The sequence below is a fragment of the Acinetobacter sp. 102 genome (assembly GCF_037028485.1).
Lineage (GTDB): Bacteria > Pseudomonadota > Gammaproteobacteria > Pseudomonadales > Moraxellaceae > Acinetobacter > Acinetobacter higginsii.
On the sequence record NZ_JAZEZK010000007.1, the window covers coordinates 167,516 to 190,861 of the forward strand.

The 23,346-nt window shown below is 41.7% G+C and carries 21 protein-coding genes; 12 read left to right on the forward strand and 9 right to left on the reverse strand.

Annotated elements, in window-relative coordinates:
• Nucleotide 1: 1 nt before the first annotated feature.
• From WA352_RS09085 to asd, 3 genes are all read right to left on the reverse strand, one after another.
• On the reverse strand, nt 2–1,261 hold the full coding sequence (locus WA352_RS09085) for a hypothetical protein (protein WP_005315191.1): 1,260 nt from the start codon (nt 1,259–1,261) through the stop codon (nt 2–4).
• 61 nt (nt 1,262–1,322) lie between these two features.
• A complete protein-coding gene (locus WA352_RS09090; RefSeq protein ID WP_005315192.1) occupies nt 1,323–2,786 on the reverse strand; it encodes a FimV/HubP-related protein in 1,464 nt (487 codons plus the stop codon).
• Nucleotides 2,787–2,927: 141 nt separating this feature from the next.
• The gene (asd, locus tag WA352_RS09095; RefSeq protein WP_004802505.1) at nt 2,928–4,046 is read right to left on the reverse strand and encodes an aspartate-semialdehyde dehydrogenase; all 1,119 of its coding nucleotides are present in this window, start codon (nt 4,044–4,046) and stop codon (nt 2,928–2,930) included.
• 188 nt (nt 4,047–4,234) lie between these two features.
• Between asd and WA352_RS09100 the strand changes: the two genes are divergently transcribed.
• Nucleotides 4,235–5,353, forward strand: a complete 1,119-nt coding sequence (locus WA352_RS09100; RefSeq protein ID WP_005315193.1) for an endonuclease/exonuclease/phosphatase family protein — start codon at nt 4,235–4,237, stop codon at nt 5,351–5,353.
• 323 nt (nt 5,354–5,676) lie between these two features.
• Here WA352_RS09100 and WA352_RS09105 read toward each other — a convergent pair whose 3' ends face one another.
• Genes WA352_RS09105 through WA352_RS09115 form a run of 3 tightly spaced genes read right to left on the reverse strand, consistent with a single transcriptional unit; the run spans nt 5,677 to nt 8,577 of the window.
• Nucleotides 5,677–6,405, reverse strand: coding sequence for a hypothetical protein (locus WA352_RS09105; RefSeq protein WP_005315194.1), 729 nt, complete (start codon nt 6,403–6,405; stop codon nt 5,677–5,679).
• A 2-nt stretch (nt 6,406–6,407) separates the two neighbouring features.
• A complete protein-coding gene (locus WA352_RS09110) occupies nt 6,408–7,286 on the reverse strand; it encodes a DUF6502 family protein (RefSeq protein WP_005315195.1) in 879 nt (292 codons plus the stop codon).
• A 49-nt stretch (nt 7,287–7,335) separates the two neighbouring features.
• Nucleotides 7,336–8,577: a cupin-like domain-containing protein gene (locus tag WA352_RS09115; protein WP_336142134.1), complete on the reverse strand. Its 1,242-nt coding sequence runs from the start codon at nt 8,575–8,577 to the stop codon at nt 7,336–7,338.
• A gap of 135 nt (nt 8,578–8,712) precedes the next feature.
• On the opposite strand from WA352_RS09115, the gene WA352_RS09120 reads away from it, so the two are divergent.
• Complete coding sequence (locus WA352_RS09120) at nt 8,713–10,257, forward strand: PT dipeptide repeat lipoprotein (protein ID WP_336142137.1); 1,545 nt, start codon at nt 8,713–8,715, stop codon at nt 10,255–10,257.
• Between the two features lie 58 nt (nt 10,258–10,315).
• Here the strand turns inward: WA352_RS09120 and WA352_RS09125 are convergent, their stop codons facing one another.
• Nucleotides 10,316–11,251, reverse strand: a complete 936-nt coding sequence (locus WA352_RS09125; RefSeq protein WP_336142140.1) for an LpxL/LpxP family acyltransferase — start codon at nt 11,249–11,251, stop codon at nt 10,316–10,318.
• 139 nt (nt 11,252–11,390) lie between these two features.
• On the opposite strand from WA352_RS09125, the gene WA352_RS09130 reads away from it, so the two are divergent.
• The gene (locus WA352_RS09130; RefSeq protein ID WP_336142145.1) at nt 11,391–11,921 is read left to right on the forward strand and encodes an O-acetyl-ADP-ribose deacetylase; all 531 of its coding nucleotides are present in this window, start codon (nt 11,391–11,393) and stop codon (nt 11,919–11,921) included.
• A 55-nt stretch (nt 11,922–11,976) separates the two neighbouring features.
• Here the strand turns inward: WA352_RS09130 and WA352_RS09135 are convergent, their stop codons facing one another.
• Nucleotides 11,977–13,872: an ATP-binding cassette domain-containing protein gene (locus WA352_RS09135; RefSeq protein ID WP_336142147.1), complete on the reverse strand. Its 1,896-nt coding sequence runs from the start codon at nt 13,870–13,872 to the stop codon at nt 11,977–11,979.
• Between the two features lie 32 nt (nt 13,873–13,904).
• Here WA352_RS09135 and WA352_RS09140 point away from each other — a divergent pair, with 32 nt between their 5' ends.
• Nucleotides 13,905–14,150, forward strand: coding sequence for a SlyX family protein (locus WA352_RS09140; protein ID WP_004656007.1), 246 nt, complete (start codon nt 13,905–13,907; stop codon nt 14,148–14,150).
• A 58-nt stretch (nt 14,151–14,208) separates the two neighbouring features.
• Here WA352_RS09140 and WA352_RS09145 read toward each other — a convergent pair whose 3' ends face one another.
• Entirely contained in the window at nt 14,209–15,219 is a 1,011-nt protein-coding gene (locus WA352_RS09145; RefSeq protein WP_336142149.1) for a zinc-binding alcohol dehydrogenase family protein, read from the reverse strand.
• Nucleotides 15,220–15,318: 99 nt separating this feature from the next.
• On the opposite strand from WA352_RS09145, the gene WA352_RS09150 reads away from it, so the two are divergent.
• From WA352_RS09150 to WA352_RS09185, 8 genes are all read left to right on the forward strand, one after another.
• Nucleotides 15,319–15,681, forward strand: a complete 363-nt coding sequence (locus WA352_RS09150; protein WP_005192219.1) for a winged helix-turn-helix transcriptional regulator — start codon at nt 15,319–15,321, stop codon at nt 15,679–15,681.
• Nucleotides 15,682–15,840: 159 nt separating this feature from the next.
• Nucleotides 15,841–16,290, forward strand: coding sequence for a hypothetical protein (locus WA352_RS09155; RefSeq protein WP_004802536.1), 450 nt, complete (start codon nt 15,841–15,843; stop codon nt 16,288–16,290).
• A gap of 33 nt (nt 16,291–16,323) precedes the next feature.
• On the forward strand, nt 16,324–18,963 hold the full coding sequence (gene topA / locus WA352_RS09160) for a type I DNA topoisomerase (RefSeq protein WP_016164983.1): 2,640 nt from the start codon (nt 16,324–16,326) through the stop codon (nt 18,961–18,963).
• An 88-nt stretch (nt 18,964–19,051) separates the two neighbouring features.
• Nucleotides 19,052–19,810: a hypothetical protein gene (locus WA352_RS09165; protein ID WP_336142151.1), complete on the forward strand. Its 759-nt coding sequence runs from the start codon at nt 19,052–19,054 to the stop codon at nt 19,808–19,810.
• A gap of 179 nt (nt 19,811–19,989) precedes the next feature.
• Nucleotides 19,990–20,562, forward strand: a complete 573-nt coding sequence (locus WA352_RS09170; RefSeq protein WP_033133269.1) for an HdeD family acid-resistance protein — start codon at nt 19,990–19,992, stop codon at nt 20,560–20,562.
• A gap of 118 nt (nt 20,563–20,680) precedes the next feature.
• Nucleotides 20,681–22,660, forward strand: a complete 1,980-nt coding sequence (locus tag WA352_RS09175) for an ATP-dependent helicase (RefSeq protein ID WP_336142153.1) — start codon at nt 20,681–20,683, stop codon at nt 22,658–22,660.
• Nucleotides 22,661–22,724: 64 nt separating this feature from the next.
• Complete coding sequence (locus WA352_RS09180) at nt 22,725–22,970, forward strand: RNA recognition motif domain-containing protein (protein ID WP_004802550.1); 246 nt, start codon at nt 22,725–22,727, stop codon at nt 22,968–22,970.
• Nucleotides 22,971–22,976: 6 nt separating this feature from the next.
• Nucleotides 22,977–23,339 (forward strand): ASCH domain-containing protein, encoded by a 363-nt coding sequence (locus WA352_RS09185; protein ID WP_336142155.1) that lies wholly within the window; start codon nt 22,977–22,979, stop codon nt 23,337–23,339.
• Nucleotides 23,340–23,346 lie beyond the last annotated feature (7 nt).

A 23,346-nucleotide genomic window follows, 5' to 3' on the forward strand; every position in this document is an offset into this window, starting at 1 on the left:
TTCAGGAAGCTATTTTATTCAGTAAATTTTCTGAACGTTGTTGTTGTTCTGCATTGAATGCCTGATTGTTTTTTAACAACTCACGTGCAGAATCATAGGCGCCCAGTTCAATATACTGCTCTGCAAGCTCTAAATTCAGCTGTGCTTCATCAAGTTGTTGCAGGTCTGGGAAAGACTGGGCCAATGGGTCATGAACTGTAATCGCTGCTGCAGGTGTTGCCGCAGGAGTGATCAATTCAGGTTGTGTGTCAACTGCAGCTGGTTCTGCAATGTCAAATGAAAACGTTGTGGTTTCAAGTGGTGCAGGTTGTTCAGTTTTTTCTACGGTAGGTTCAAAATTAAAATCTAAGCTAGGTGCCGCTTCTTCTACAGGTGCTTTTTCTGCAACGGGCTGAGATGCAACCTCTAAAGAAGTAAAGTTAAAATCAAGCTCAGGTTTTAGGTCTTCAGTTTTTGCTTCTTCAATGCTTGGTGGTGTTGGTTCTAAGTTAAACGAAAACTCAAGTGGCTGCTGTTCTTTACTCTCAGATGTTTCAACTGGAGACTGTGCTGGCACGGCTTCATCAACAGGCTTCTGTTCAAAGGAGAAATTAAAGTCTAAAGGTTGAACTTCAGGGGCAGCTTCTACAGGCTTTGCTTCTTCTGTCGGTGCAGCATATTCTGACTGTAAGTCATCAAATGATTGTGCAGCTGGTGTTTGAACCAGTGCATCAAAGTCAGCAGCATTGCTTTGAAGCTGTGGCTCAGATGTAGGTGTTTGCTGAAAACTATGTGATGCTAAATTAAATTCAATTGAATCAGGCTGTTTATTCTGCTCGTATTCACGATGCTTCGCTTCTGCTGCTTGTGCAATATCTTCCAGTTTTAAGGCATGAATATGTTTGATCAATTGATCAATCGCCAAATCATCTTTTTGCTTTAAATGAATATCCAGTAAAAACAAATATAATTCATGTTGAGAATTGTCTTGTTTTAAAGCTTGATTGATTTGTGCCTCGGCAGACTGAAAGTTACCACTTTGAATTTGTTGTTCAAGTTTTTGACGTAAGCTTTCAGAAATTGCTGTAGTCGTTGGAGGTGCTGCTGGCTCTTGTTCTTCACGTACGAGCGTGGTTCGTGAAGCAGATCGTGTCGCTGCTTTTTTTGTCGTTTTGCTTGCACCTTTTTTAGGTGCAGTATTGGCTTGATTGCTTTCACGTTTTTTTAAAACGATAGCTACAATCAGTACAATGACGAGCAGTACAATGATTATAGTTGACATGATCTATACCCCTTAAAGATAGAGCCGCTTTTATGCAAATTTATGAGAATATTCTCGTAACCTAGCGTGTTGGCTTTTTAGTGTCCTGTTGCGCTTTCAACTGATCTTGCAGTTCAGCAAGTCGAGCATTTAACAGCTGAATACGTTGTTCCTTCTGACGTAGTGCCAATTCTAACTGTGTTACGTTTCTTTGTAATGTAACGGTTTTTTCTCGTGCTGTCATAACTTTTAATGATAAATCGGCACTGGTTTTTTGCTGTAATGTGTCTTTTTTGGCACTTCCAGTACTGGAATCTTGATTACTCTCAGCCACTAGAGACATTTCAGCTTGTTGTAACCGATATTTGGCTTTTCCTACGGCTGGACGCTGTGTTTGTGCCGCAATTTGATTGGTGTTCTTATTCTGCTGTGTAGATGTGGCAGTAAGATTAAAGTTTAAATGTGAGCCCTGTCTAAGGCGGTTGGCGTTGCCCCCAATAAAGGCATGTTCATTTTGTGCTTTGATTTGATTCATGACCTGAGCAACAGGCTGCTGTGTTTGCCCTGCAATATGTTGTGCAATACTCCATAATGATTCATTCCGTTGCACCACATGCTGTTGGGCTTTGTCATCGTTTGCTGCTGCTTTTGTCGGGAGCTTCTTTTTGGCCGCTTGGACTGTCTCTTTCACTGGATTAGGTGTTTTTGCTTTTTCTTTGGTTTCAATCGGTTTAAGTTCAGCTACTTTGAGTTCCTCATCCAATGCAGTACTTTGCTTGGTAGCGGCCGTACTCACAGTTTGAGTGCTTTCCTGTTTGACAGGCACTGTTTTTGGCTGCTGTGGTACTTTTTCTGCGATAGGCGTTGCTGGCTGTGGCACGGAGCTCGCCGCTGCCGCGGTTGTTTCTACTTTCACGGGAGGAGCGATTGAAACTGCACTGGCAACTGTTGTTGTCGTACTTGGCTTTGATGTTTCTAATACAGGTGGAAGGGTAAATGGCGCATTCAGGAGTGTTTCTTGTTTTAAGTTTTGCCCTTGTGAATTTGCGTTTGTAACATTAAAGCGTGTGCTTTCAGGTAAGTTTAAAGCGATATCTTTTTCACTGACAATAAACTTGGGTGTGAGTGATTTTTCATTGGCATTCTTCGCTAGAGGTGCTTTCGCGACTTGGCGCATCGGTTGGCGAATATGCTTTAAATGAGATGCGCCACCTTCCTGAATTTTTAAAATAATATTCAGTTCAGCATCGGTCATGGGACGTGATGAAGTGATCACAATCACGCCTTCACCTTGATTATTACGGCGTGTAAAAAAATTAAGATTAGCAGGGGGCTGATGCGCAGCGCCAAGCATCAATAAATCTTCAGGTGTTGCCAAACTGACGTCTAATTTAGAATTGGCATCGGCTTGGTGGAAACTCATTTCGGCATAAAGAAGTTCACCAGGCGCAGACTGGATTTGAATTGGATCAAGCGTAATTGCATAAAGGTGTTGCGAAGAAATGATGGCTAAAATGGCAATTTTTAATTTGTTATAAACAGTCATCTCGATCCATGAAAAAGTGATGTTATGGTCTGGAAAAAGTATACATTACCGTGATGTAAATGAATTGTAAATTATTCATCTTTCGTCGCAAGAAAAAAGCCGATCAAATGTGATCGGCTTTTGATTTTTAGGAATTTTTGCTTAAGCGTTCTTGTATTCCACCAGAATACGAAGCATACGGCGTAATGGCTCGGCAGCACCCCAAAGCAGTTGGTCACCAACAGTGAATGCACCAAGATATTCTTTACCCATATTGAGCTTACGCAAACGGCCAACAGGAACAGTTAAAGTACCTGTGACTGCAACAGGGGTAAGATCTGTCATAGAGGCTTCACGAGTATTCGGAACGACTTTTGCCCATTGGCTAGAGTTGCGAATCATGTCTTCGATTTCATCAAGTGGCACATCTTTTTTCAATTTCAATGTGATTGCTTGAGAGTGGCAACGCATTGCACCAATACGCACACAGTGACCATCAATTGGAACGATTTGTTGATTACCTAAAATCTTGTTGGTTTCAACCTGACCTTTCCATTCTTCTTTCGATTGACCGCTTTCGAGTTGTTTGTCGATATACGGAATCAATGAACCCGCCAATGGCACGCCAAAGTTTGCTTTCGGGAAACCTTCGCCACGTTGTAATTCTGCGATTTGACGGTCAATATCAAGGATTGCAGATTTAGGGTCATCCAATAAGGTTTTAGTATTGTTATACAAATAACCCATACCTGTGATCAGTTCACGCATGTTCTGCGCACCCGCACCAGACGCTGCTTGATAGGTCATTGAAGTCGCCCATTCCACTAAATTATTTTGGAACAGTGAACCTAAGCCCATCAACATCAATGAAACGGTACAGTTACCGCCAACGAAAGTTTTAGTACCGTTGACCAAACCATCTTTGATCACATTTAAGTTGACTGGATCAAGAACGATGATTGCATCATCTGCCATACGCAGCGTAGATGCGGCATCAATCCAATAGCCATCCCAACCTTCAGCTTTAAGCTTTGGGAAGACTTCAGAGGTATAATCACCACCTTGGCAGGTTAAAATGACATCCATTTGCTTCAGACTGTTAATGTCTGTTGCATCCATAAGTGCTGGGGCAGTCTTACCACCAAATGAAGGTGCTTCGCCACCTGCATTACTGGTAGAGAAATAGAATGGCTCAATATGAGCAAAATCATTCTCTTCAACCATACGTTGCATTAGGACAGAACCAACCATCCCACGCCAACCGACCAGACCTACTTTCATGTCATTGTGCCTCGGTATGTAAAAAATTTTAAAGGGGTTTGAGTGTATCAAAAGTGCCCACAACTGCAAGCTTTACTGAAATAAAACAGTGCGTTTATTGAGTGGAATATCTTGTTTATATTAGATAGAAAATTGATAAAGCGAAAACTTTATTGTAAATCTATGCTACCCCAAAGAGAAAAATGAACATGATATGGATTCAGATTTGCGCAGCACTGGTGATATGGCTTTCATTTTGGTCTTTGATCCCCAGAGATGAATGGTGGTTTCGGGGTGCAGACTTTCCGAGATTACAAATATTAGCACTCGGGATCATCACATTTTTTGCGATGTTATTTGTGCTTTCCGATTGGACCTTGAGTACTGAACTGCTCTTTCTTGGGCTGGTTGCAGCAATAGCCTATCAGCTTAAAATGGTGTTGCCTTATACGCCGTTATGGCGCAAGCAAGTCAAAAAAGTCAAAAAGACGCAACTCAATCCAGAGCAACAAATTTCCTTATTGGTGGCAAATGTACTGACACCTAATCACAAATATCATCTGTTACTTGATCAAATTGAAATTTTAAAGCCAGATTTGGTACTTACGCTGGAGTCGAATGCTGAATGGCAGCAAGCGCTGAGCCCAATTGAAGCAGATTATCCTTTCCGTGTGGCAGTACCCTTAGAGAACCTATATGGTATGCATCTTTATAGTCGTTTGCCCTTAGACGACACCGAAGTTAAATTTATTTTGAGTGATGAAATTCCATCGATTCATACTGCAGTGACTTTGCCATCAGGCGTGCAAGTGCAGTTGTATTGTTTGCATCCTAAACCACCGAGTCCAACGGAGGCTAAAGAGTCTACGTTAAGAGATGCGGAATTGCTGATTGTGGGTGATCAGATTAAAGACCTTGATCAGAGCTGTATCGTCATGGGAGACTTGAATGATGTGGCATGGTCCAGAACAACCCGTTTATTTCAGCGGATTAGTGGACTGCTTGATCCTCGAGTCGGGCGCTATTTTATGAATACCTTTCATGCGGACTATCCTTTATTACGATGGTCGCTAGATCATATCTTTCATAGTACCGATTTTGGTTTGATTGATATGAATCGCCTGCCACATATTGGTTCAGATCATTTTCCTGTGTATGTGGTCTTACAGACAGGGCGAGTGTTTGAACAGCAGCAACAATCGCTGCAACAGACCGCTGAGGATGAACAGGAGGCTCAAGAAGCCATACAGGAAGGCATTGAAAAGGCTGAGCAAGAAGAGAAAGTGGTAACCGATTCTTTAGCTCAACCGCATAAGCAGCGCATGTAAAACTGATGTTGTGCGAGTGGGACTTGCACAATGCTTTGATTTTAAAGTTTAACTAATTAATGTACGTTATTTCGTACATGGATTTAAGTCTGCAACGAATAGTACTGTATCGGTAAAAGGTTTATTCTAAATACATCAGCACAAGGACGCAGGAATGGATTTCCGCTTAAGGATAGCGACGCTGAGATGGAAAAGTCATCATGGATATGATGCATGCGATGGACGCAGGATAATAAAAGTAGTTTGAAAGCACAACCTCATTTGCCCGAGTTTTGCAGGATGCAGAACTCGGGTTTTAATTTTTTAGCCCGATTGTATACCGCTTATTGTTGTGGCTTTCTGCCAGAGAGTGGTTCGCTAAGATCTGGTTTTGATGGTGGTAATTTTTCGCCCGATTTAGGGATCAGCTGTTGGGTGACTGGAAGATGAATGTCTAAGGTTGGGCAACTGCTCCAATGGGTTTGGGCATCGGGCAAATTAGATGTGTATTGTGTTGGGTAACGAACTAATAAAATGTCATCACCTTGTGGAATTTTAAAGTCAAACTCATAGGTTTTAATTTCATAAGGTTGTAAAACTTGCACAGTATATTGCTCTGCCGAACATCTTAAATATTGATCAGGAAGGAAATGTAATTTCCCTGACATTGCCCAAAATTCTACTTGATGACATTGAGGAATTTTTTCAAATATATAATTCGGCGTTGTATTTTTAATATTGATTTGAACGGTTTGTGAAGGACTACTTTGCTGAGCTCCAGCAATCTGAGGATGCTTAGTCCCAGCATCAATGAAATATATACTACGTTGTATGCCAGTACATTCATCATTTACGGCATCAGGGAAGGTAACAAAATAATCATATTGATCTTCCTCTTCATCATCTTTACCTTTATCACCAGTGACAGGTGGATTTCCTCCACCAGGTAATGGTTTTTGTGTACCAGAGCCACTGCCACCTAGACTCACATTGGCAACAGAAAAGTTTTCTCCACAGGCGGTTAAGACAACCACTGAAATGAAGGAAACTGTCGCGAGCAATAAGCTTCTCATTGTTATTTATCCTTAAAAATATAAGGCACTTGTAGTTTTATCTGAGTATCGTACTGGTAGACACCAAAGCGAAATTGATAATAAGCATCATCTTTTTCTTGGTCTTGATCACAATGCTGAATCGCGGCATTTAAAAGTTGTTTTGCCATGTCTTGCCAAAGTGTAATACTCAACTGCCGAAGTGCCTCAACAGATTGTGCTGTTAATTTTTCGGCATGTACAGCTTGTTCGAGATGGGTAAAGGGTTTCTCACTGATAAAGTTATCAATCCCTGCAGCCAAATGGTCACTGAGATTGGCAGAAAACAGAGCTTTACTTTCTTGCATTTGGTTATCTGGGGTAAAGCTATGTTGTTGTAATACGACCTCTTGATCGATTTGAACAACTACACCTAAACGCTGTAATTCAAACAAAATCGAGCGCGGATGTTTTTCTGTTGAAATGTGTTTAACCAAGGCTTCAAAACTATTTTCCTCACCGGAAACAGGAATTTGATGGGGGAGATCAAGGGCAATCCAGCGGGCAATGACACGGGCAGGAACACTAATGGCAAAATTAGGAGCCTCATTGGTGACTTGATTGGCTTGTTGTCGAAAAGCGCTGACATCTTTGCGATGCAGTCCCGATAATAAACTGACTGCTGAATCGGTTTTATTCTGTTTGATTCGTTCTAATTCAACCAAGGCTTGTTCATAAAAAATTGGTTTTAGCGCAGCCACGAAATCGGTATAGCCAACACCGGAATGGATTAACCAACGTGCGATATGCTGCATCATGGGATAAATGCTATCCAATGTGGTTTCTGCATCTTGCGGAATCACACCTTGTGCATTCAATTCAGATGATGCTGTGTTGATGACTTGGTCGGTTGGTTTTACCATTAGAACACCTTAAGAACGGATTCGGTTAAGTCATTGGCTGACACAATTTTTAATGCCCGCTTAGTGAAGGAAAGGATTCAGCGCCCGCATTATCGATATTGAAATGAGTAAAGGAAACACTCATAGAAATGTCTAAACTTTCGACACAATGCCACCAACCTAGTGGAATGAATAAGGCCTCGCCCTCATTCAGGATACATTCGATTTTGCTGCTATGGGCAAAATCTGGAAATGATTTCACTATATCAGGACGATGAGGATCGCCAATTTTACTAAATACGGCGACATCATTATAGAGGTGTGGTGTTTGCATTGCAGGAACCAGGGTGACTTTTTTCCGTCCATAAATTTGTACTAAAAAGTTATTGGTCAAATCATGGTGTAAGGGAGTAAAGGCACCTTTAGGGCCAAACCAGATGAAGCTACGATCATAGACTTGGGCGTGGTCCGTATAGCCATGAAAATGATCAATATCTTGAAACAATGCAGCCAGACTAGATTGGCTAGCTTTGGCATTGTTCGCTGTCATATAAAAATTATTGGAATGTGGGGTTTGTTCGATTAAATCAACAAAATCACTCATTCGCATTTTGGTTTTATGTTGAATCGAGTTACGTTCAAATAAAGGGTCTTGTTCACGATTGAACTGAACTTCAATTTCTTGTGTACCGACAGCCTGTTTGAAATATTGTGGTGACCATTTGTGTAAAGAGGGCCAATGCTGGATAGCATCAGTCAAAATCACAGGTAAGTTTCGGCTGTAATACTGTTGGATAAAATCTGCAAAATCAGGTTTTGAAACTCGCTTAATCTGCTGATATTCAGGATTTAAACGGGCAAAACGATCTAAAGTATGCAGCAGCCAATTACGTTTTTTGAGCAGGAAGTGCTGCTCTTCGGCGATTTGAAAATAAGGATGCTGCTTTAACTGTACCCATTCGAATGCAATATCGTTTTCATTCAATCCTTGCTTCATCAATGACTGATAAATCTCAGCTTTGCTTAAACCATCCAGTAGCATCTGAGCCAACCATTTTTTTTGCTCTGGTGTAAATGTACTGCTGAGTTGGGTTTGTTCTGCAGCTGCTGCCTGTTCAAGTTCTCGGTAGTGCTGCTCTTCAGTGTATATCGGAGCAGAAAAATCTTTATTCAGGTCAATTAAACCTTCACGCAACAGAATATTGGCTAAATCAATTGGCGCACAACCACGCTCTAAATTTTCCTCTAACCATGCCTGCCATTCTTTCGGTAAAGCATTGAATTGTCTTGCTAAGTTTTCTTGAGCATCCATACCTTCCAACCATCAATAAAAAATGATTTTACCTTTCGTTATTAATTTACGCATAAACATATTTGCACTCAAGAATAAAAGTGTTAAATTTTCACATACACGAATATGTGAAAAAATCACACAGAGGGTGATGCAATGAAAAATATATGGACTCAACTAGCACTTAGCGTAACTTGCGCAATCTTGGTGGGCTGTGGATCTGATAATGATTCAGATTCAACACCGACCCCAACACCTACCCCGACTCCAACGCCTACACCGACCCCGACTCCAACACCTACACCCACTCCAACGCCCACCCCGACTCCTACACCAACTCCAGTCGTGGCTGATCGTTTTGTGGGTTCATGGTTGGGTGGATTCTGTCATAAGGGAGCACGAACCAATTTAACAGTACATAAGACCTCCGATAATAGTGTTCGCTTTACGACGGAAACCCGTCAATTTGAAAAAGAGGATTGTACTGGTGCAGTCATTAAAACTTACGATGTTGCATCAGATGATGCACTGATTAGCGAGATTGCAGCGACTGAAACCAGCGGTACAACCACGGCAAATCGAGTGAAATATAGTGATCGCTATCGACCAAATGGAATTGCTTCAGCTTATGCCTTTAAAGGTGATGGCATGTGTGCAGTGAGTGAAACAGCGAATATCAAAGATATTCAAACTTATATGGATTCAGTCGATCCATCTAAAGTTGTCACTTGTTATACCCGTACCAATGTCGAAGGTTATAGCTTATTAAAACCGACTGTGAGTAAAGCAACAGCAAGTTATCGTCTACTCGATAATCAAGCGTCTTGGGCCAATTTCTTGGCGCAAGCCAATGAGCAGGGTAGTCAAGGTTTTGCCTTGGCGGGTACATCATTGGATGTAAAAAAAGCCAATAGTGATTTCCCTGAACCTAAAAACTTATATGTAAAAAATAATGCTTCAACCGATACCTATAGCTATAAAATTGCTGATATCACCACCAATGTGATCGCAAATAGATATGTGCTCAAATTAGCTGAAATGAAAAAGCAAGGTGAGTCTGGCTTTATTTATAAGTCGTTCCTAAGAGAGGATCCAAGCAATACCTATAAATATTTATTTGTGAAAAATGATAAGAAGCCAGCAACCTATACTTATGACAATCGTTTCTTAACCAATAAAACCAGAGCAAGTATTCTTGCTGCATTTAATGAGCTCGGCGCACAAGGCTGTAAATTAATCTCTGCGGGTGAAGACTTCACAACCAATGGTACCAAGAATGACATGTATTACATCCCAACTTGTGTAAATAGCAGCACCCACAATGGAACCTATAGCTATCGTTATTTTGACATGCCAAAAACGGAAGCAGGATTCTTTGAGGATAATCCAACCAAACTAGATGCGTTGCTAAAACAGCAAGCTGCAGAAGGTTATCATTTGATTGATAAAGATAATTCGATTGGATTTGGTGTGTTACAACAAGGCTATTTATTTGAACGCGATAGTGAAAGTACAGCCAGCATTGAATCAAAAGTCTTTAAAGAAGATGCGATTTATAAATTGGATTTACCGAGCGAAATTCAAAACCGTTTACAAGATCAAGGTAACTTGGGTTGGTTCATTAATGTTAAATTGGGTTCGGTGTATAGCAACACCCCTACTTATTTTGATTTAAGTACTGGGGTAATTTTCCCGAATTAATTGTGGTTATTGCTTTAGAAAAAGCCGCTTCATTGATTCATGAGGCGGCTTTTTTAGCTTAATAAATTTTGTCGTAACCTTCAGCACGGGTTTTAAAACGACGGTGGAACCACATCCATTGCGTAGGTGCGATACGAAGTTGAGCTTCAATAATCTGATTCACTCGGATCGCATCACTTACCTCATCTTCACTTGGCATATTGTCCACAATTGGTTCAATCAGCACTTTATATTGTGGATTGCGAACATCGCCATAACGGTAGAAATATAATGGAATCGCGACAGCTTTCGAAATTTTGAGTAAACGGCGATGTGCAGTGACGGTTGCAGCAGGAACACCAAAGAATGGAGCCATCACACCTTGTTTTAAACCAAAATCTTGATCTGGACTATACCAAATTGCACCACCGTCTTTTAGGCGACGAATCAAACCTCGCATGTCATCATGGTCAATTTGATGTTGATAAATGGTGGCACGACAGCGATAAATCAGCATATCCAACAGCGGATTGTTTTGTGGGCGATACACCACATCGGGTTCAAAATATTGAGAACAGATATAACCGCCTGCATCCAGTAAGGTACTGTGGGTCCCGAGTAATAATACGCCTTTACCTTGTGCTTTTGCATCGGTGATATGTTCTAAGCCTTCAATACTATGGCGGCCTTTAAACCATTTGGGGCAGTACCAAGCATTGAGGGTTTCAAATACACCAAGCATCATATCCACGAAAACTTGTTTGGCTTGTGCTTCAACCTCGGCAGGAGACCACTCTGGAAAACACAACTCTAAATTCCGAAGTGTGGTTTTACGTCGTGATTTGAGCACGCGCCAGCATAAAGCGGCTAGACCTTGTGCCAAGCGCCATTGAATAGCCCATGGGAGAATGGCCAATAGCATAAGAAAGAGAATGGCGATCCAAATTTTCCAGTATTTGGGTAATAGAAATTTCCATTGAAATTCGCCAGGGATATAAGACTGATTTTGACTCATAAACTTAGTAAAGAGAATAACGTTGAATTTCAGAGCAGTGTAACATGAAGTGAGTTTGGCAACTTTAAATGTAAAATAAAACTAAAGCTGTTTTTATCGTTCACGATCTCTTATATGACACACTGAGAAGGGGAATCTTTTGAAAAGTATCAGAATAATCAAAGGGGATATTACCCAAATCGAGGTAGATGCAATTGTTAATGCAGCCAATACTTCACTATTAGGTGGGGGTGGTGTGGATGGCGCGATCCATCGTCGTGGTGGCGCAGCGATTTTGGCAGATTGTCAAAAGATTCGTGCCAAGCAAGGTGGTTGTACAGTTGGCGAAGCGGTCGTGACCACAGCAGGAAATCTGCCTGCTAAATATGTCATCCATACGGTTGGACCGACTTGGGTCGATGGGCAGCATCAGGAAGAGAGACTATTGGAAAGTGCCTATCTCAATAGTTTTAAATTAGCAGAAGAGATGAAACTACAAAGCCTTGCATTTCCCAATATTTCAACGGGGATTTATCGCTTTCCGAAACAACTAGCCGCACAGATCGCCTTAAAGACCATTGCTGAACAACTAAGTAAGGGAATATGTGTACAACAGGTTGTTTTTATTTGTTTTGATGATGAAAATTTTAATATTTACCAGAAATTTAAAGAAGGTTTTAATTTGAACTGAATTGAGTATCTAAGGTAGGAGCATTTACCCTCGAAAGGATAAATGCTCAATCAACTTAGTTGCCTTTAGACATATTTTCTAAAATGTCCCAGCGTTCCAATTTTTCTAGCAATACTTCTTCAATTTCTGCTAGGCGTTGGCTGGCTGCAGTTGCGGCATTGGCATCTGAAACAAACCAAGACCCATCAGCTAATTTTTCTGATAATTCTGCTTGTTCAGTTTCCAATTTTTCAATCTCAGCAGGCAGTTGCTCAAGCTCACGCTGGTCTTTATAACTGAGTTTTACTTTTTTAGGTGCTGCAGCCGCTTCTGCTTTGGCTTGCGCTTTTTTTACATCACTTTTCTGATCAACCACCTTTTGATCTGGGCGCTGTTCCAGATAGTCTTGATAGCCACCGATGTATTCATCAATGTTACCTTTACCATCGAATACCCATGTCGAAGTCACGACATTGTCCATAAAGGCACGGTCATGCGAGATCAACAGCAACGTACCTTTATAGTCAGACAGCATTTCCTCAAGTAGCTCAAGTGTCACCATATCCAAGTCATTGGTTGGCTCATCCATCACGATTAAATTCGATGGTTTGAGCAATAATTTTGCCAATAAGATACGGTTTCTCTCACCACCAGATAGGGCTTTAACTGGGGTACGCGCACGTTCTGGCGAGAATAAAAAGTCTTGCAGATAACTATAAATATGACGGCGGTTACCATTCACATCAACAAAATCAGAACCTTCTGAAACGTTGGCCATGACGGTTTTTTCAAGGTCTAAGGCATTACGCAATTGGTCAAAATAAGCAACTTCGAGTTGAGTACCGGTTTTCACAGAACCACCGTGCTCAATCTCACCTAAAATCGCTTTAATCAAAGTGGTTTTACCGACACCGTTGTCACCGACCAAACCAATACGATCACCACGTAGTACGATAGCAGAGAAATCTTTGATCAGTGGTTGTTGACCATAGCTGACGCTGAGATTTTCAATTTCAAATACCAGCTTACCAGAGCGATTGGCTTCTTGCGTTGCCATACTGACTTTGCCTTGTTGTGAACGACGTGCTTTAGATTGTTCACGTAAGTCTTGCAACGCACGGACACGACCTTCGTTACGGGTACGACGTGCTTTAATGCCTTGACGAATCCAAGCTTCTTCTTCAGCTAACTTTTTATCAAATAAAGCATTCTGCTTTTCTTCTGCTTCCATTTGTTGTGCTTTGAGATCGAGATAGCGAGAATAGTTACCTTCGTAGCTACGCAAAATACCACGATCAAGCTCAACAATACGGGTTGCAATGCTGTCAACAAATGAACGGTCATGCGAAATAAACAGCAGGGTCAGGTTATTTTGATCCAATAAAAACTTTTCGAGCCATTCGATACTTTCAACATCTAAATGGTTGGTTGGTTCGTCGAGTAACAATACATCAGGTTGAGTGAGTAGGGCACGTGCCAATAACACACGACGTTTACGACCACCCGATAAATCCGCTAGATCTGCGTTAGGATCAAGTCCCATTTTACTGAGAATCGAGTTGACCTTATTTTCTAATGCCCAACCATCCAACTGATCCAGTTTGTGCTGTAGCATGCCCATGCGGTCGCAAGCTTCCATATCACCCAATACGCAGGCATCACTGGCTTCGTGGTATTCTTTCAATACAATAGACGCTTCGCCTGCACCATCGGCAACAATGTCAGCAACTTTGCCTGAGTCCATCGGAACGTCTTGGGCTAACATTGAAACAGTTAAACCATTTTGAATTGAAACTTCACCGTTATCTGGTAACAAGCTTCCCTCAATCAGTTTTAATAAAGTAGACTTACCTTCTCCATTACGACCAATTAAACAGACTCGCTCGCCACGTTCTAGGTTGAAGTTCGCGCCGTCGAGTAAGGCAGGTCCGCCAAATGCGAGATGGACATCCCTTAAAGTAATATAGGCCATAATGTTTCCTAAAAGTTCAGATGAGGTCTGAAATGACTAAACCACAAAATTTTGATAATCACGCGTCATTCTCCGCACCCATTGAAGATTTGCAAGTCCGAATTGCATTTTTAGATGATTTAGTTGAACAATTGAATCAGCAACTCGCAATTCAAACGCAGGAAATTGCTGATTTAAAAAAACAAATGCAATTTTTATATCGTCGGGTTGAATCTTCAGATTTATCCGAAGGAATTGCAGCTTTTGACCCGATAAATGATAAACCACCGCATTATTAATAAATCTTGCAGCAATGCTGAGTGGTATGACAGCAAGATTTACATTGAATAATCGCGTTTAAAAACCTTGCAGGACAATTTTTCCTTTGGTCGTGCCAGTTTCGATTTGTTGATGTACACGTTTTAGGTTTTCTGCATTGATTGGCGAAAGTACCTGACTCACGGTGGTTTTAATCTTTCCTTCATCAACTAAGCTTGCAACCTGATTTAAAATTTGGCCCTGTTGGATCATATCTTCAGTCTGATACATAGAGCGTGTGAACATAAGCTCCCAGTGAACCGAAACAGACTTTGATTTAAAGGGCTGAATGTCGAGTTGCTCTGGGTCATCAATTAAACCGAAACGACCTTGTGCTGCGATCAGTTCTGCAATATCCGCGAGATGCTGATCGGTTTGCGTGGTTGAAAATACATATAAAGGCGCATTTAAGCCGAGCTGCTGAATTTGTGGAGCTAAAGCTTGGCGATGGTCTAGGATATAATCAGCACCCAACTGTTTTACCCATTCAGACGTTTCTGGTCGAGATGCGGTACTAATAACGGTTAAATTGGTTAATTGTTTGAGCAATTGAATGGTGATTGAACCCACCCCACCAGCACCGCCAATGACAAGGATCGAAGTGTTCTCAGCCGCAGCTCGAGGAACTTGTAATCGATCAAACAGCATTTCCCATGCGGTAATTGCGGTTAAAGGTAGTGCTGCTGCTTCGCTAGCATCGAGTGACTTGGGTTTATGTCCGACAATACGCTCGTCAACCAATTGTAATTCACTATTACTGCCTTGTCGGTTGAGTGCACCTGCATACCAGACGTGGTCACCAATTTTAAATTGAGTGACGTGTTCGGCAATCGCCTCAACGATACCCACTGCATCCCAGCCCAGAATTTTCCATTGCTGATCTTCTGCACTTTTATTGTTCCGAATTTTGGTATCGACTGGATTGACCGAAACAGCTTGCACACGAACGAGTAAATCATGTCCATGTGCAATAGGTGAGTCGATCTCAATGTCTACAAGTGCATCGTCTAAAGTAATTGCACCTGCCTTTTGGTATGCCACAGCTTTCATGGTTTTGTTTCCACTTGATTGGAATCTCAGCATAACTTAAGCTTAATTTTAGTGACTACAGACAAATAACGCTCATAGTGTCAAAAAGGATACTGTAAAATGGCAAAAATGCGACATTCGAGTTTTGATTGTTCCCCAGGCTGTTCAGTTGAAGCCGCCATCAGTTTGATTGATGGAAAATGGAAATGTGTCATTCTCTGGCATTTATTTAATGAAGGCACCTTACGATTTAATGAAATTCGTAAGCGTGTACCGAGTATTACCCAGAGAATGCTGACCAATCAGCTACGCGAATTAGAACAAGATGGCATTCTGCATCGAGAGGTCTATCCGCAAGTTCCTCCAAAAGTTGAATATTGTTTAACTGATTTAGGTCGTAGTCTGGAACAGATTATTGTTGCATTAAAGAATTGGGGTGATGCACATCTTGATCAATTCGGAAAATTAACCCTGATCGAATAAAGTAAGCGCGTTAAAAGCATTTGGCATTTTAGGTGTTCGATAGTCTGAAAATAGAGGCTTTAAAGGGTACTGTTGAATACAAGATTATTTTTTACGTTGTAACTTGCCTTTTGGATTCAACTTATGTAACGCTAATAAAAGAAAGTTTTGGACTACTTTATGAGTAATATTGGAATTTGGATCACTGTTGCGATTGTACTGTTTGTACTTGGCTCGATTTTTGGCTTGCGTGTCAGTCCACGAGAAAAGGCATTGGGTATGATGCGTGATCAGGCGCGTAAAATGGGATTGCATCCGCGTTTAATCGTTGCGCCAGAATGGACCAAGATTCCAATGGCATCGGAAAAACGTGCCAGTATGGTGGCTTATTACAGTGTGTTGATTCCAGATGCTCGTTTGGCGTTAATGCGCGCGCGGGTGGTGGATGGCAAGCTTCAGGTTGTGCAAGGGGATCAGAAATTTAATGATTTAACCATTGCATTAAAAGGAGTTTATGCTATTGATATGCAGGCAAACTGTGTCGGACTGTATTGGGATGAAGAAACTGACCTAAGAGCCACACAGCTTGAACAGATAAAAGCTTATTTACATGATTTAGCACAGCGCTAACTCTCTGATTGATCATAGGAAAAACGATTTATTATGGCGAATACTCCACGCTCTGCTTCAGAAAGCACAGCAGCTTCCGCATCTGCTGCAAAGAAACGTGCCTTAGTGATTGTGGAGTCGCCTGCAAAAGCGAAAACAATTAATAAATATTTGGGTTCACAATATGTGGTGAAGTCATCTGTCGGTCATGTGCGTGATTTACCGACAGGAGGCGGGGCGAAATCCACTGAAAAGAAGCCCGCAACCCGTGCCAAATTAACGGATCAACAGAAAGCCGAAAAAGCACAGTCTGCGCTGATCAACCGTATGGGGGTCGATCCAGAGCATGATTGGATCGCACACTATGAAGTGCTCCCGGGCAAAGAACATGTAGTTGCCGAACTGAAAAAACTCGCCAAAGATGCAGATGCAATCTATCTCGCAACGGACTTGGATAGAGAAGGGGAAGCAATTGCTTGGCATTTAAGAGAAGTGATTGGTGGGGATGATAGTCGCTACCATCGTGTGGTCTTTAACGAAATTACCAAGAATGCCATTCAAGAAGCATTTAAACAGCCAACACGGCTTGATTTAAACCGTGTTAATGCTCAACAGGCGCGTCGTTTCCTCGATCGTGTGGTGGGCTTTATGGTGTCGCCATTACTATGGGAAAAGATTGCCCGTGGTTTATCGGCAGGACGCGTGCAGTCAGTTGCTGTAAAACTGGTGGTTGAACGCGAACGTGAAATCCGTGCATTTATTCCAGAAGAATACTGGCAAGTTTTTGCAGATACCATTTCTAAGAAAGAAGACATACGCTTAGAAGCGGTTAAGCAAGCAGGTAAAACGCTTAAGCTTAAAAATAAAGCCGAAACTGATGCCTTACTCAGTGTATTAAAAGATGCTGAATATAAAGTTGCACTACGCGAAGATAAACCAACTAAAGTTAATCCGAGCGCTCCGTATATCACTTCAACCTTACAACAAGCAGCGAGTACGCGTTTAGGTTTCTCTGTGAAGAAAACCATGATGCTAGCGCAGCGTTTGTATGAAGGTGGTTTTATTACCTATATGCGTACGGACTCAACCTTTTTGAGTGATGACGCTGTGAATATGGTACGTAACCATATTCAACAAAATTTTGGTGAAAAATATGTCCCTGCCAAGCCAAATCGCTATGGCAATAAAGCAGGTGCACAAGAAGCCCATGAAGCAATCCGTCCTTCAGATGTTGGTTTGACTGGCGATAAACTGGCGGGCGTAGAGCGTGATGCACAACGTTTATATGATTTGATTTGGCGTCAATTTGTTGCCTGTCAAATGACACCCGCAGAATATTTATCTTCGACCTTGACTGTTGAAGCGTCAAATGTTGAGTTAAAGGCGAAAGGCCGCACACTGGTATTTGATGGTTTTACCCGTGTTCGTGGTGCAAATAAATCGGATGATGATATTTTATTGCCTGCGGTGAAAGTGGGTGAAGTACTTAAGTTAGAAAAACTTGATCCGAGTCAGCATTTTACCAAGCCACCTGCACGCTTTACCGAAGCGTCTTTGGTGAAAGAATTAGAGAAGAAAGGGATTGGTCGTCCATCGACTTATGCTGCGATTATTTCAACTATTCAAGAACGTGGTTATGTAAAACTGGAAAACCGTCGTCTCTTTGCCGAGAAGATGGGTGAGATCGTTACAGACCGTTTGGATGAAAGTTTTAATAACCTGATGAATTATGCTTTTACCGCTGATTTAGAAGGTCAATTAGACCGTGTTGCAATGGGGGAGCGTAACTGGAAAGAGTTACTGGATACCTTCTACGGTGATTTCAAGAAACGTTTGACCAATGCGCAGGGTGAAAGCGGCATGCGCCGTAATCAGCCAGTCGAAGTTGCCGATGTCTCTTGTCCTGAATGTTCGCGTCCAATGCAAGTTCGTACTGGAACAACAGGTGTATTCTTAGGATGTTCAGGTTATAACCTGCCACCGAAAGAGCGTTGTAAAGGCACACTCAATTTAACACCAGTCGAGTCTTTAGCTGCTTTGTCGGATGATGATGGTGCTGAAACAGCTGATTTGATGTCGAAACACCGTTGTCCTAAATGCGGTACAGCAATGGACAGCTATGTGGTCGATGGTGGTCGTAAATTGCATGTCTGTGGTAATAACCCAGATTGTGATGGTTACGAAGTCGAGGAAGGCGAATTCAAGATTAAGGGCTATGATGGTCCAACCATTCCATGTGATAAATGTGATGGTGAAATGCAGTTAAAGACAGGTCGTTTTGGACCTTACTTTGCCTGCTCAAGTTGTGACAATACCCGTAAAGTATTAAAGAGTGGTCAACCAGCGCCACCGCGTGTTGATCCAATCAAAATGGAACACTTACGTTCAGCCAAGCATGATGATTTCTTCGTATTACGCGATGGTGCAGCAGGTCTGTTCTTAGCAGCCAGCAAATTCCCGAAAATCCGTGAAACGCGTGCACCGAAAGTCGCTGAATTACGCAGTGTGGCTGAGCAGCTTGATCCGAAATACCAGTTCTTGTTAGAAGCTCCAGATGTCGATCCAGAAGGCAATCCAACGGTAGTGAAATTCAGCCGTAAGAACCAAGCACAATATGTGGGTTCTGAAACCGCTGAAGGGAAACAAACCAAGTGGAGTTTGGTGTTCCAAGATGGGAAATGGGTAGAAGCTTAAACATTAAAGTTTAAAAAATGCTGGCGATTGCTGGCATTTTTTATAGAACAAATAAAAAGAAAAATTAATTTTGATTGGGGTGAAATGCATGTGGAAAAATATTCGAGTCGCTTGCTTACTACTGGTGTTGTTGATCGTTGCGATCAATGCTTATCGTGATCAAAATCAGGATTGGAATCAGCCGATTAATGTGCTGTTGCATCCGATTAATGCCGATGGTTTAGCTACAACACAGCAGTATATTCAACAATTGCAGCAAGATGATTTTGCTGAGGTGAAGCAATATCTGGAAAAAAATAGCCAGCAATATCGAGGGCAAAGCAGTTACTTTATGATCGAGATTGGGCGGGAATTGCAGCAAGCACCACCGAAGATGTCTGAACAGCCAAGTACTCTGAATAATATTCTGTGGAGTCTAAAGTTTCGCTTTTATGCATGGAAGCAGCATGAGTCGGTAGACGGTTCACCGAGTTTAACTCTATATCTGAATTTCTATGACCCGAAGCAAAGTCGGGAACTCAAGCACTCAACTGCGCTGGAACGTGGGCGCATTGGTTCAGTCAATTTATTTGCATCAGCAAAACAGGCAGAACAGAACAATGTGGTGTTGGTACATGAGTTATTACATGGTTTTGGCGCGACCGATAAATATAACTTAGCCAATGGTGAACCTATTTTTCCGATTGGCTATGCACAGGCAGATAAACAGCCGCTCTATCCACAAACTGAAGCTGAAATAATGGGTGGACGGATTCCACTGTCCGAACACAAAAGTAAAATGCCAAACGATTTAGAGCAAACCGTGATCAGTGTACTGACCGCCCAAGAAATAGGCTGGATCAAATAAATTGTGGATAAGTTCAGACTTATCCATATCTTTAAAAAAATAATGACACAACTTAAAAAGATCAAAGAAAACATCCATTTTCTGACATTCCGTCATTAATTCTCAACATGCCTTATACAGAACTCAGTGAAAAACGCGATCAATATAGAGATATAACATTGATGATAAAAGAGTAAATAATGATGAAAACAGTGGGTAACGATCTAATTCGCAATCAGCTGCACGCTGATCGTAAATGGTATCTGTTATTGGGCGTATTATTGGTTATTTTTGGCCTTGTTCTTTTAGCGGCTTTACCCTTTGCAACACTATCTGCGGTATTGCTGTTCGGTGTGTTGATGATGTTGGGTGGTATCTTGCATTTTGTTGCCGCATTTATGGTGTTTAAAGGCGGCACACGTTGGTTGTGGGCCTTGTTTGGTGTGCTGTATCTGGCAGCAGGTTACTTTGCGTTTACTACACCCGTGATTACCGCGGTGGTACTCACCAGTTTCTTGGCGGTTGCCTTAATTATTGCAGGGATTATCCGTACCGTGAACGCCTTTATCCTTAGACCAATTTCAGGCTGGGGATGGGTGCTGTTTTCCGGCATATTAACCTTACTCACCGGTATTCTCATTCTTTCATCACCGGATTCACCGTTCTGGGTATTGGGGATGTTCCTTGCGATTGATATTCTATTCCAAGGCATTAATTACCTGACTTTTGCTGGCGCAATTAAGCAGTTACCACATAGCTCAACCACAATTTAAACGATCAAGTTAAAACTAAGAGCATGTAATACACATGCTCTTTTTGTTTTTGTAGTCGGAAACATTTCAATGGCTTGAGTCTGCTAAAATAGCATTTCGTTTTTAATTGACCGATTGTATGACGCTTGCCAAGCTAATTGATGAACTGAATCCTCAACAAAAACAAGCAGCCACAACGACAGCACAAAATTGTCTGGTCTTGGCTGGAGCAGGTTGTGGTAAAACCAAAACCATCGTGGCAAGAGCAGCATATTTAATTGATCAGGGTTTAGCTGCACAACAAATTCAGATTCTGACCTTTACCCGACGTTCAGCAAGTGAAATCGTGACGCGTGTTGAACAACATATGGGCGCACAGGCCAAAGGTTTACGTGCATCAACCTTTCATACTTTTTGTATGTATCTATTGCGCCGTAATCCACGTGCTTTTGGGCTGAGCCAATTCAGTATTATTGATCGAGATGATCAATTGCTGATGTTCCGCTTATTGCGTGGCAAAGATAAGGGCAATGTCTTGCCGAAGGCTGCAGAATTGTGCGATCTGTATTCTTATGCGCGGAATACCAAAACCAAATTGTCAGATGCATTGATTGAGCAGTTACCCCAAGCGGTTGAGTATAAAGCTCAAATTGCTGAATTGATGAAAGCCTATGAGCAACGCAAGCATGAACGTAATTTTCTTGATTACGACGATATCCTATCTATTGTTGCCGTGCATTTGCAAAGTTCACCAGAGTTAGTGAAGTGGGTCACTGGTTTCTGCTCTGCCTTATTGGTTGATGAAATGCAGGATACTAATCCACTGCAATGGGCTTTGCTTCAGCCTTTAGTTGGCAAGGTAAAACTATTTTGTGTGGGGGATGATGCACAATCTATTTATGGCTTTCGTGGCGCAGATTTTGAAAATATTCATCATTTTAAAGAACGTGTACCCGATGCAGAAGTGCTGACTTTGGAAATGAATTATCGTTCGACCCAAGGTATTTTGGATTTATCCAATTGGCTGCTGGAGCAGAGCCAAATTGAATATGACAAGCATCTACAGGCTTATCGGGGCAAAGGGTTAAAGCCACAACTGCATATCTTGAGTAATGAGTTTGAGGAAGCCAATTGGATTATTCAGGATTTGAGTCGCCGTCATATGCAAGGTGCGGCTTGGGCAGAACATATGGTGTTGCTGCGCTCAGGTTTTAGTGGGCGTTATTTGGAAGGTGCTTTGATTGCAGCCAATATCTCTTATCGTTTTGTTGGTGGGGTAAAACTGCTTGAGTCTGCCCATGTTAAAGACGTATTGAGCTTACTTCGGGTCAGCGTTAACCCGCAGGATGATTTAGCCTGGATGCGTTTCCTGACGCTTTGGGATGGCGTGGGCGATGTGGGTGCCAGTAAGTTGGCGCAAGAGCTGATTCAACTGCCTGATATTGAAGCCCGTTGCCAACGTTTAGAGCGGCATGGCAAAGTACCACAACAGGCGATTTTAATTTTGATGCAACTGGATGTATTGCAGCAGCATGTCGAAGCTTGTATAGGCCTTGCACTGGATGCGCTAAATGAACAGCTGGAAAATAATTATAAAACTAAAGATTGGTCACGCCGTGTTAAAGACTTTGATTTGGTCAAGCAATTGGCACGTAAACACAGTGCTCTTGGGGAGTTCTTAGAGGAATATGTACTTGATCCAATTTCTATCTCAGAAATTGATAAAACGCCTGACCAAGATTTAGTGACGCTGATTACCATCCATTCAGCTAAGGGTGCTGAACAAAAAGTCTGTTATGTCCCACATGTTTCTCCGAATCAATATCCTCATGCACGTGCACAAGGCGATTTTGATGATGTGGAGGAGGAGCGTCGTGTGCTGTATGTGGCCTTAACCCGTGCAGAAGATGAATTGATTTTGACCAAACAGAATTTAAATTTATGGTCACAAGATCAATATGATGAGCTAGGAAGAAAAATAGAAAGTTACTTCCTCAATGATTTACCTCAACATTTAGTCGATGTTCAGATTCATCGAGATATTCCACGTGGCTATGGTCAAAGCAATCGTTCTCGTGCTACCACAATCAATTTAGGTTTTGGGATTGATTTCGATTAAACTAGGCAGATTCAATTTCTTTTGATTCATTGATTCTACAATGAATCATCTTTTAGGTTTTAGCATGAAAATTTTAGTTCGTAATTTAGACCGTAATGTGACTGATGCGGAAATTCTCGACTTATTCAAAGCATATGGAAAAGTTGAGTCTTGTGTCGTGGTCAAAGACGAAGCAACGGGTAAATCGAAAGGTTTTGGTTTTGTTGAAATGCCAAATCCTCGTGAAGCGATTAAAGCAATTAAAGGTTTAAACACCTTGAAAGTAAAAAGCCAAGGCATTCGTGTCAAAGCTGCGGATGATAAAGCTTAATTAGCAATGTTAAAGCAATATACGGCTTTATCAATTGTTGCACCAAATGCTGAGCGAATAGCGAAGAAAATTAAAACTCTTGAAGTTCGCTCATGGCAACCTGAAATGTTGCCACTGAAAGATTTGATAATTGTAGAGAATCAAAACTTTCTTTTGAATGATGGGGATGAAGACGTTGGTTTTGCAGTTGCACTGGTGGATATTGAATCCGTGCATCCATGGCGATCTGATGAAGTTGACGCAGCTTGTGCGATGTATTGGGCTGAAGGATATTTTGCTTGGGTTATTGGTAATATTCGTCCGATTGATCCACCGATTCAAATCATTGCCAAACGAAAACTCTATCTGCTTGAGTTGGACATTGGATAGTTTATCT

Bases quoted from the DNA above. Each gene is read 5' to 3' on its own strand.
- WA352_RS09085 (WP_005315191.1), bottom strand. From the start codon at position 1,261: ATGTCAACTATAATCATTGTACTGCTCGTCATTGTACTGATTGTAGCT.
- WA352_RS09090 (WP_005315192.1), bottom strand. From the start codon at position 2,786: ATGACTGTTTATAACAAATTAAAAATTGCCATTTTAGCCATCATTTCT.
- asd (WP_004802505.1), bottom strand. From the start codon at position 4,046: ATGAAAGTAGGTCTGGTCGGTTGGCGTGGGATGGTTGGTTCTGTCCTA.
- WA352_RS09100 (WP_005315193.1), top strand. From the start codon at position 4,235: ATGATATGGATTCAGATTTGCGCAGCACTGGTGATATGGCTTTCATTT.
- WA352_RS09105 (WP_005315194.1), bottom strand. From the start codon at position 6,405: ATGAGAAGCTTATTGCTCGCGACAGTTTCCTTCATTTCAGTGGTTGTC.
- WA352_RS09110 (WP_005315195.1), bottom strand. From the start codon at position 7,286: ATGGTAAAACCAACCGACCAAGTCATCAACACAGCATCATCTGAATTG.
- WA352_RS09115 (WP_336142134.1), bottom strand. From the start codon at position 8,577: ATGGATGCTCAAGAAAACTTAGCAAGACAATTCAATGCTTTACCGAAA.
- WA352_RS09120 (WP_336142137.1), top strand. From the start codon at position 8,713: ATGAAAAATATATGGACTCAACTAGCACTTAGCGTAACTTGCGCAATC.
- WA352_RS09125 (WP_336142140.1), bottom strand. From the start codon at position 11,251: ATGAGTCAAAATCAGTCTTATATCCCTGGCGAATTTCAATGGAAATTT.
- WA352_RS09135 (WP_336142147.1), bottom strand. From the start codon at position 13,872: ATGGCCTATATTACTTTAAGGGATGTCCATCTCGCATTTGGCGGACCT.
- WA352_RS09140 (WP_004656007.1), top strand. From the start codon at position 13,905: ATGACTAAACCACAAAATTTTGATAATCACGCGTCATTCTCCGCACCC.
- WA352_RS09145 (WP_336142149.1), bottom strand. From the start codon at position 15,219: ATGAAAGCTGTGGCATACCAAAAGGCAGGTGCAATTACTTTAGACGAT.
- WA352_RS09150 (WP_005192219.1), top strand. From the start codon at position 15,319: ATGGCAAAAATGCGACATTCGAGTTTTGATTGTTCCCCAGGCTGTTCA.
- WA352_RS09155 (WP_004802536.1), top strand. From the start codon at position 15,841: ATGAGTAATATTGGAATTTGGATCACTGTTGCGATTGTACTGTTTGTA.
- topA (WP_016164983.1), top strand. From the start codon at position 16,324: ATGGCGAATACTCCACGCTCTGCTTCAGAAAGCACAGCAGCTTCCGCA.
- WA352_RS09165 (WP_336142151.1), top strand. From the start codon at position 19,052: ATGTGGAAAAATATTCGAGTCGCTTGCTTACTACTGGTGTTGTTGATC.
- WA352_RS09170 (WP_033133269.1), top strand. From the start codon at position 19,990: ATGATGAAAACAGTGGGTAACGATCTAATTCGCAATCAGCTGCACGCT.
- WA352_RS09175 (WP_336142153.1), top strand. From the start codon at position 20,681: ATGACGCTTGCCAAGCTAATTGATGAACTGAATCCTCAACAAAAACAA.
- WA352_RS09180 (WP_004802550.1), top strand. From the start codon at position 22,725: ATGAAAATTTTAGTTCGTAATTTAGACCGTAATGTGACTGATGCGGAA.
- WA352_RS09185 (WP_336142155.1), top strand. From the start codon at position 22,977: ATGTTAAAGCAATATACGGCTTTATCAATTGTTGCACCAAATGCTGAG.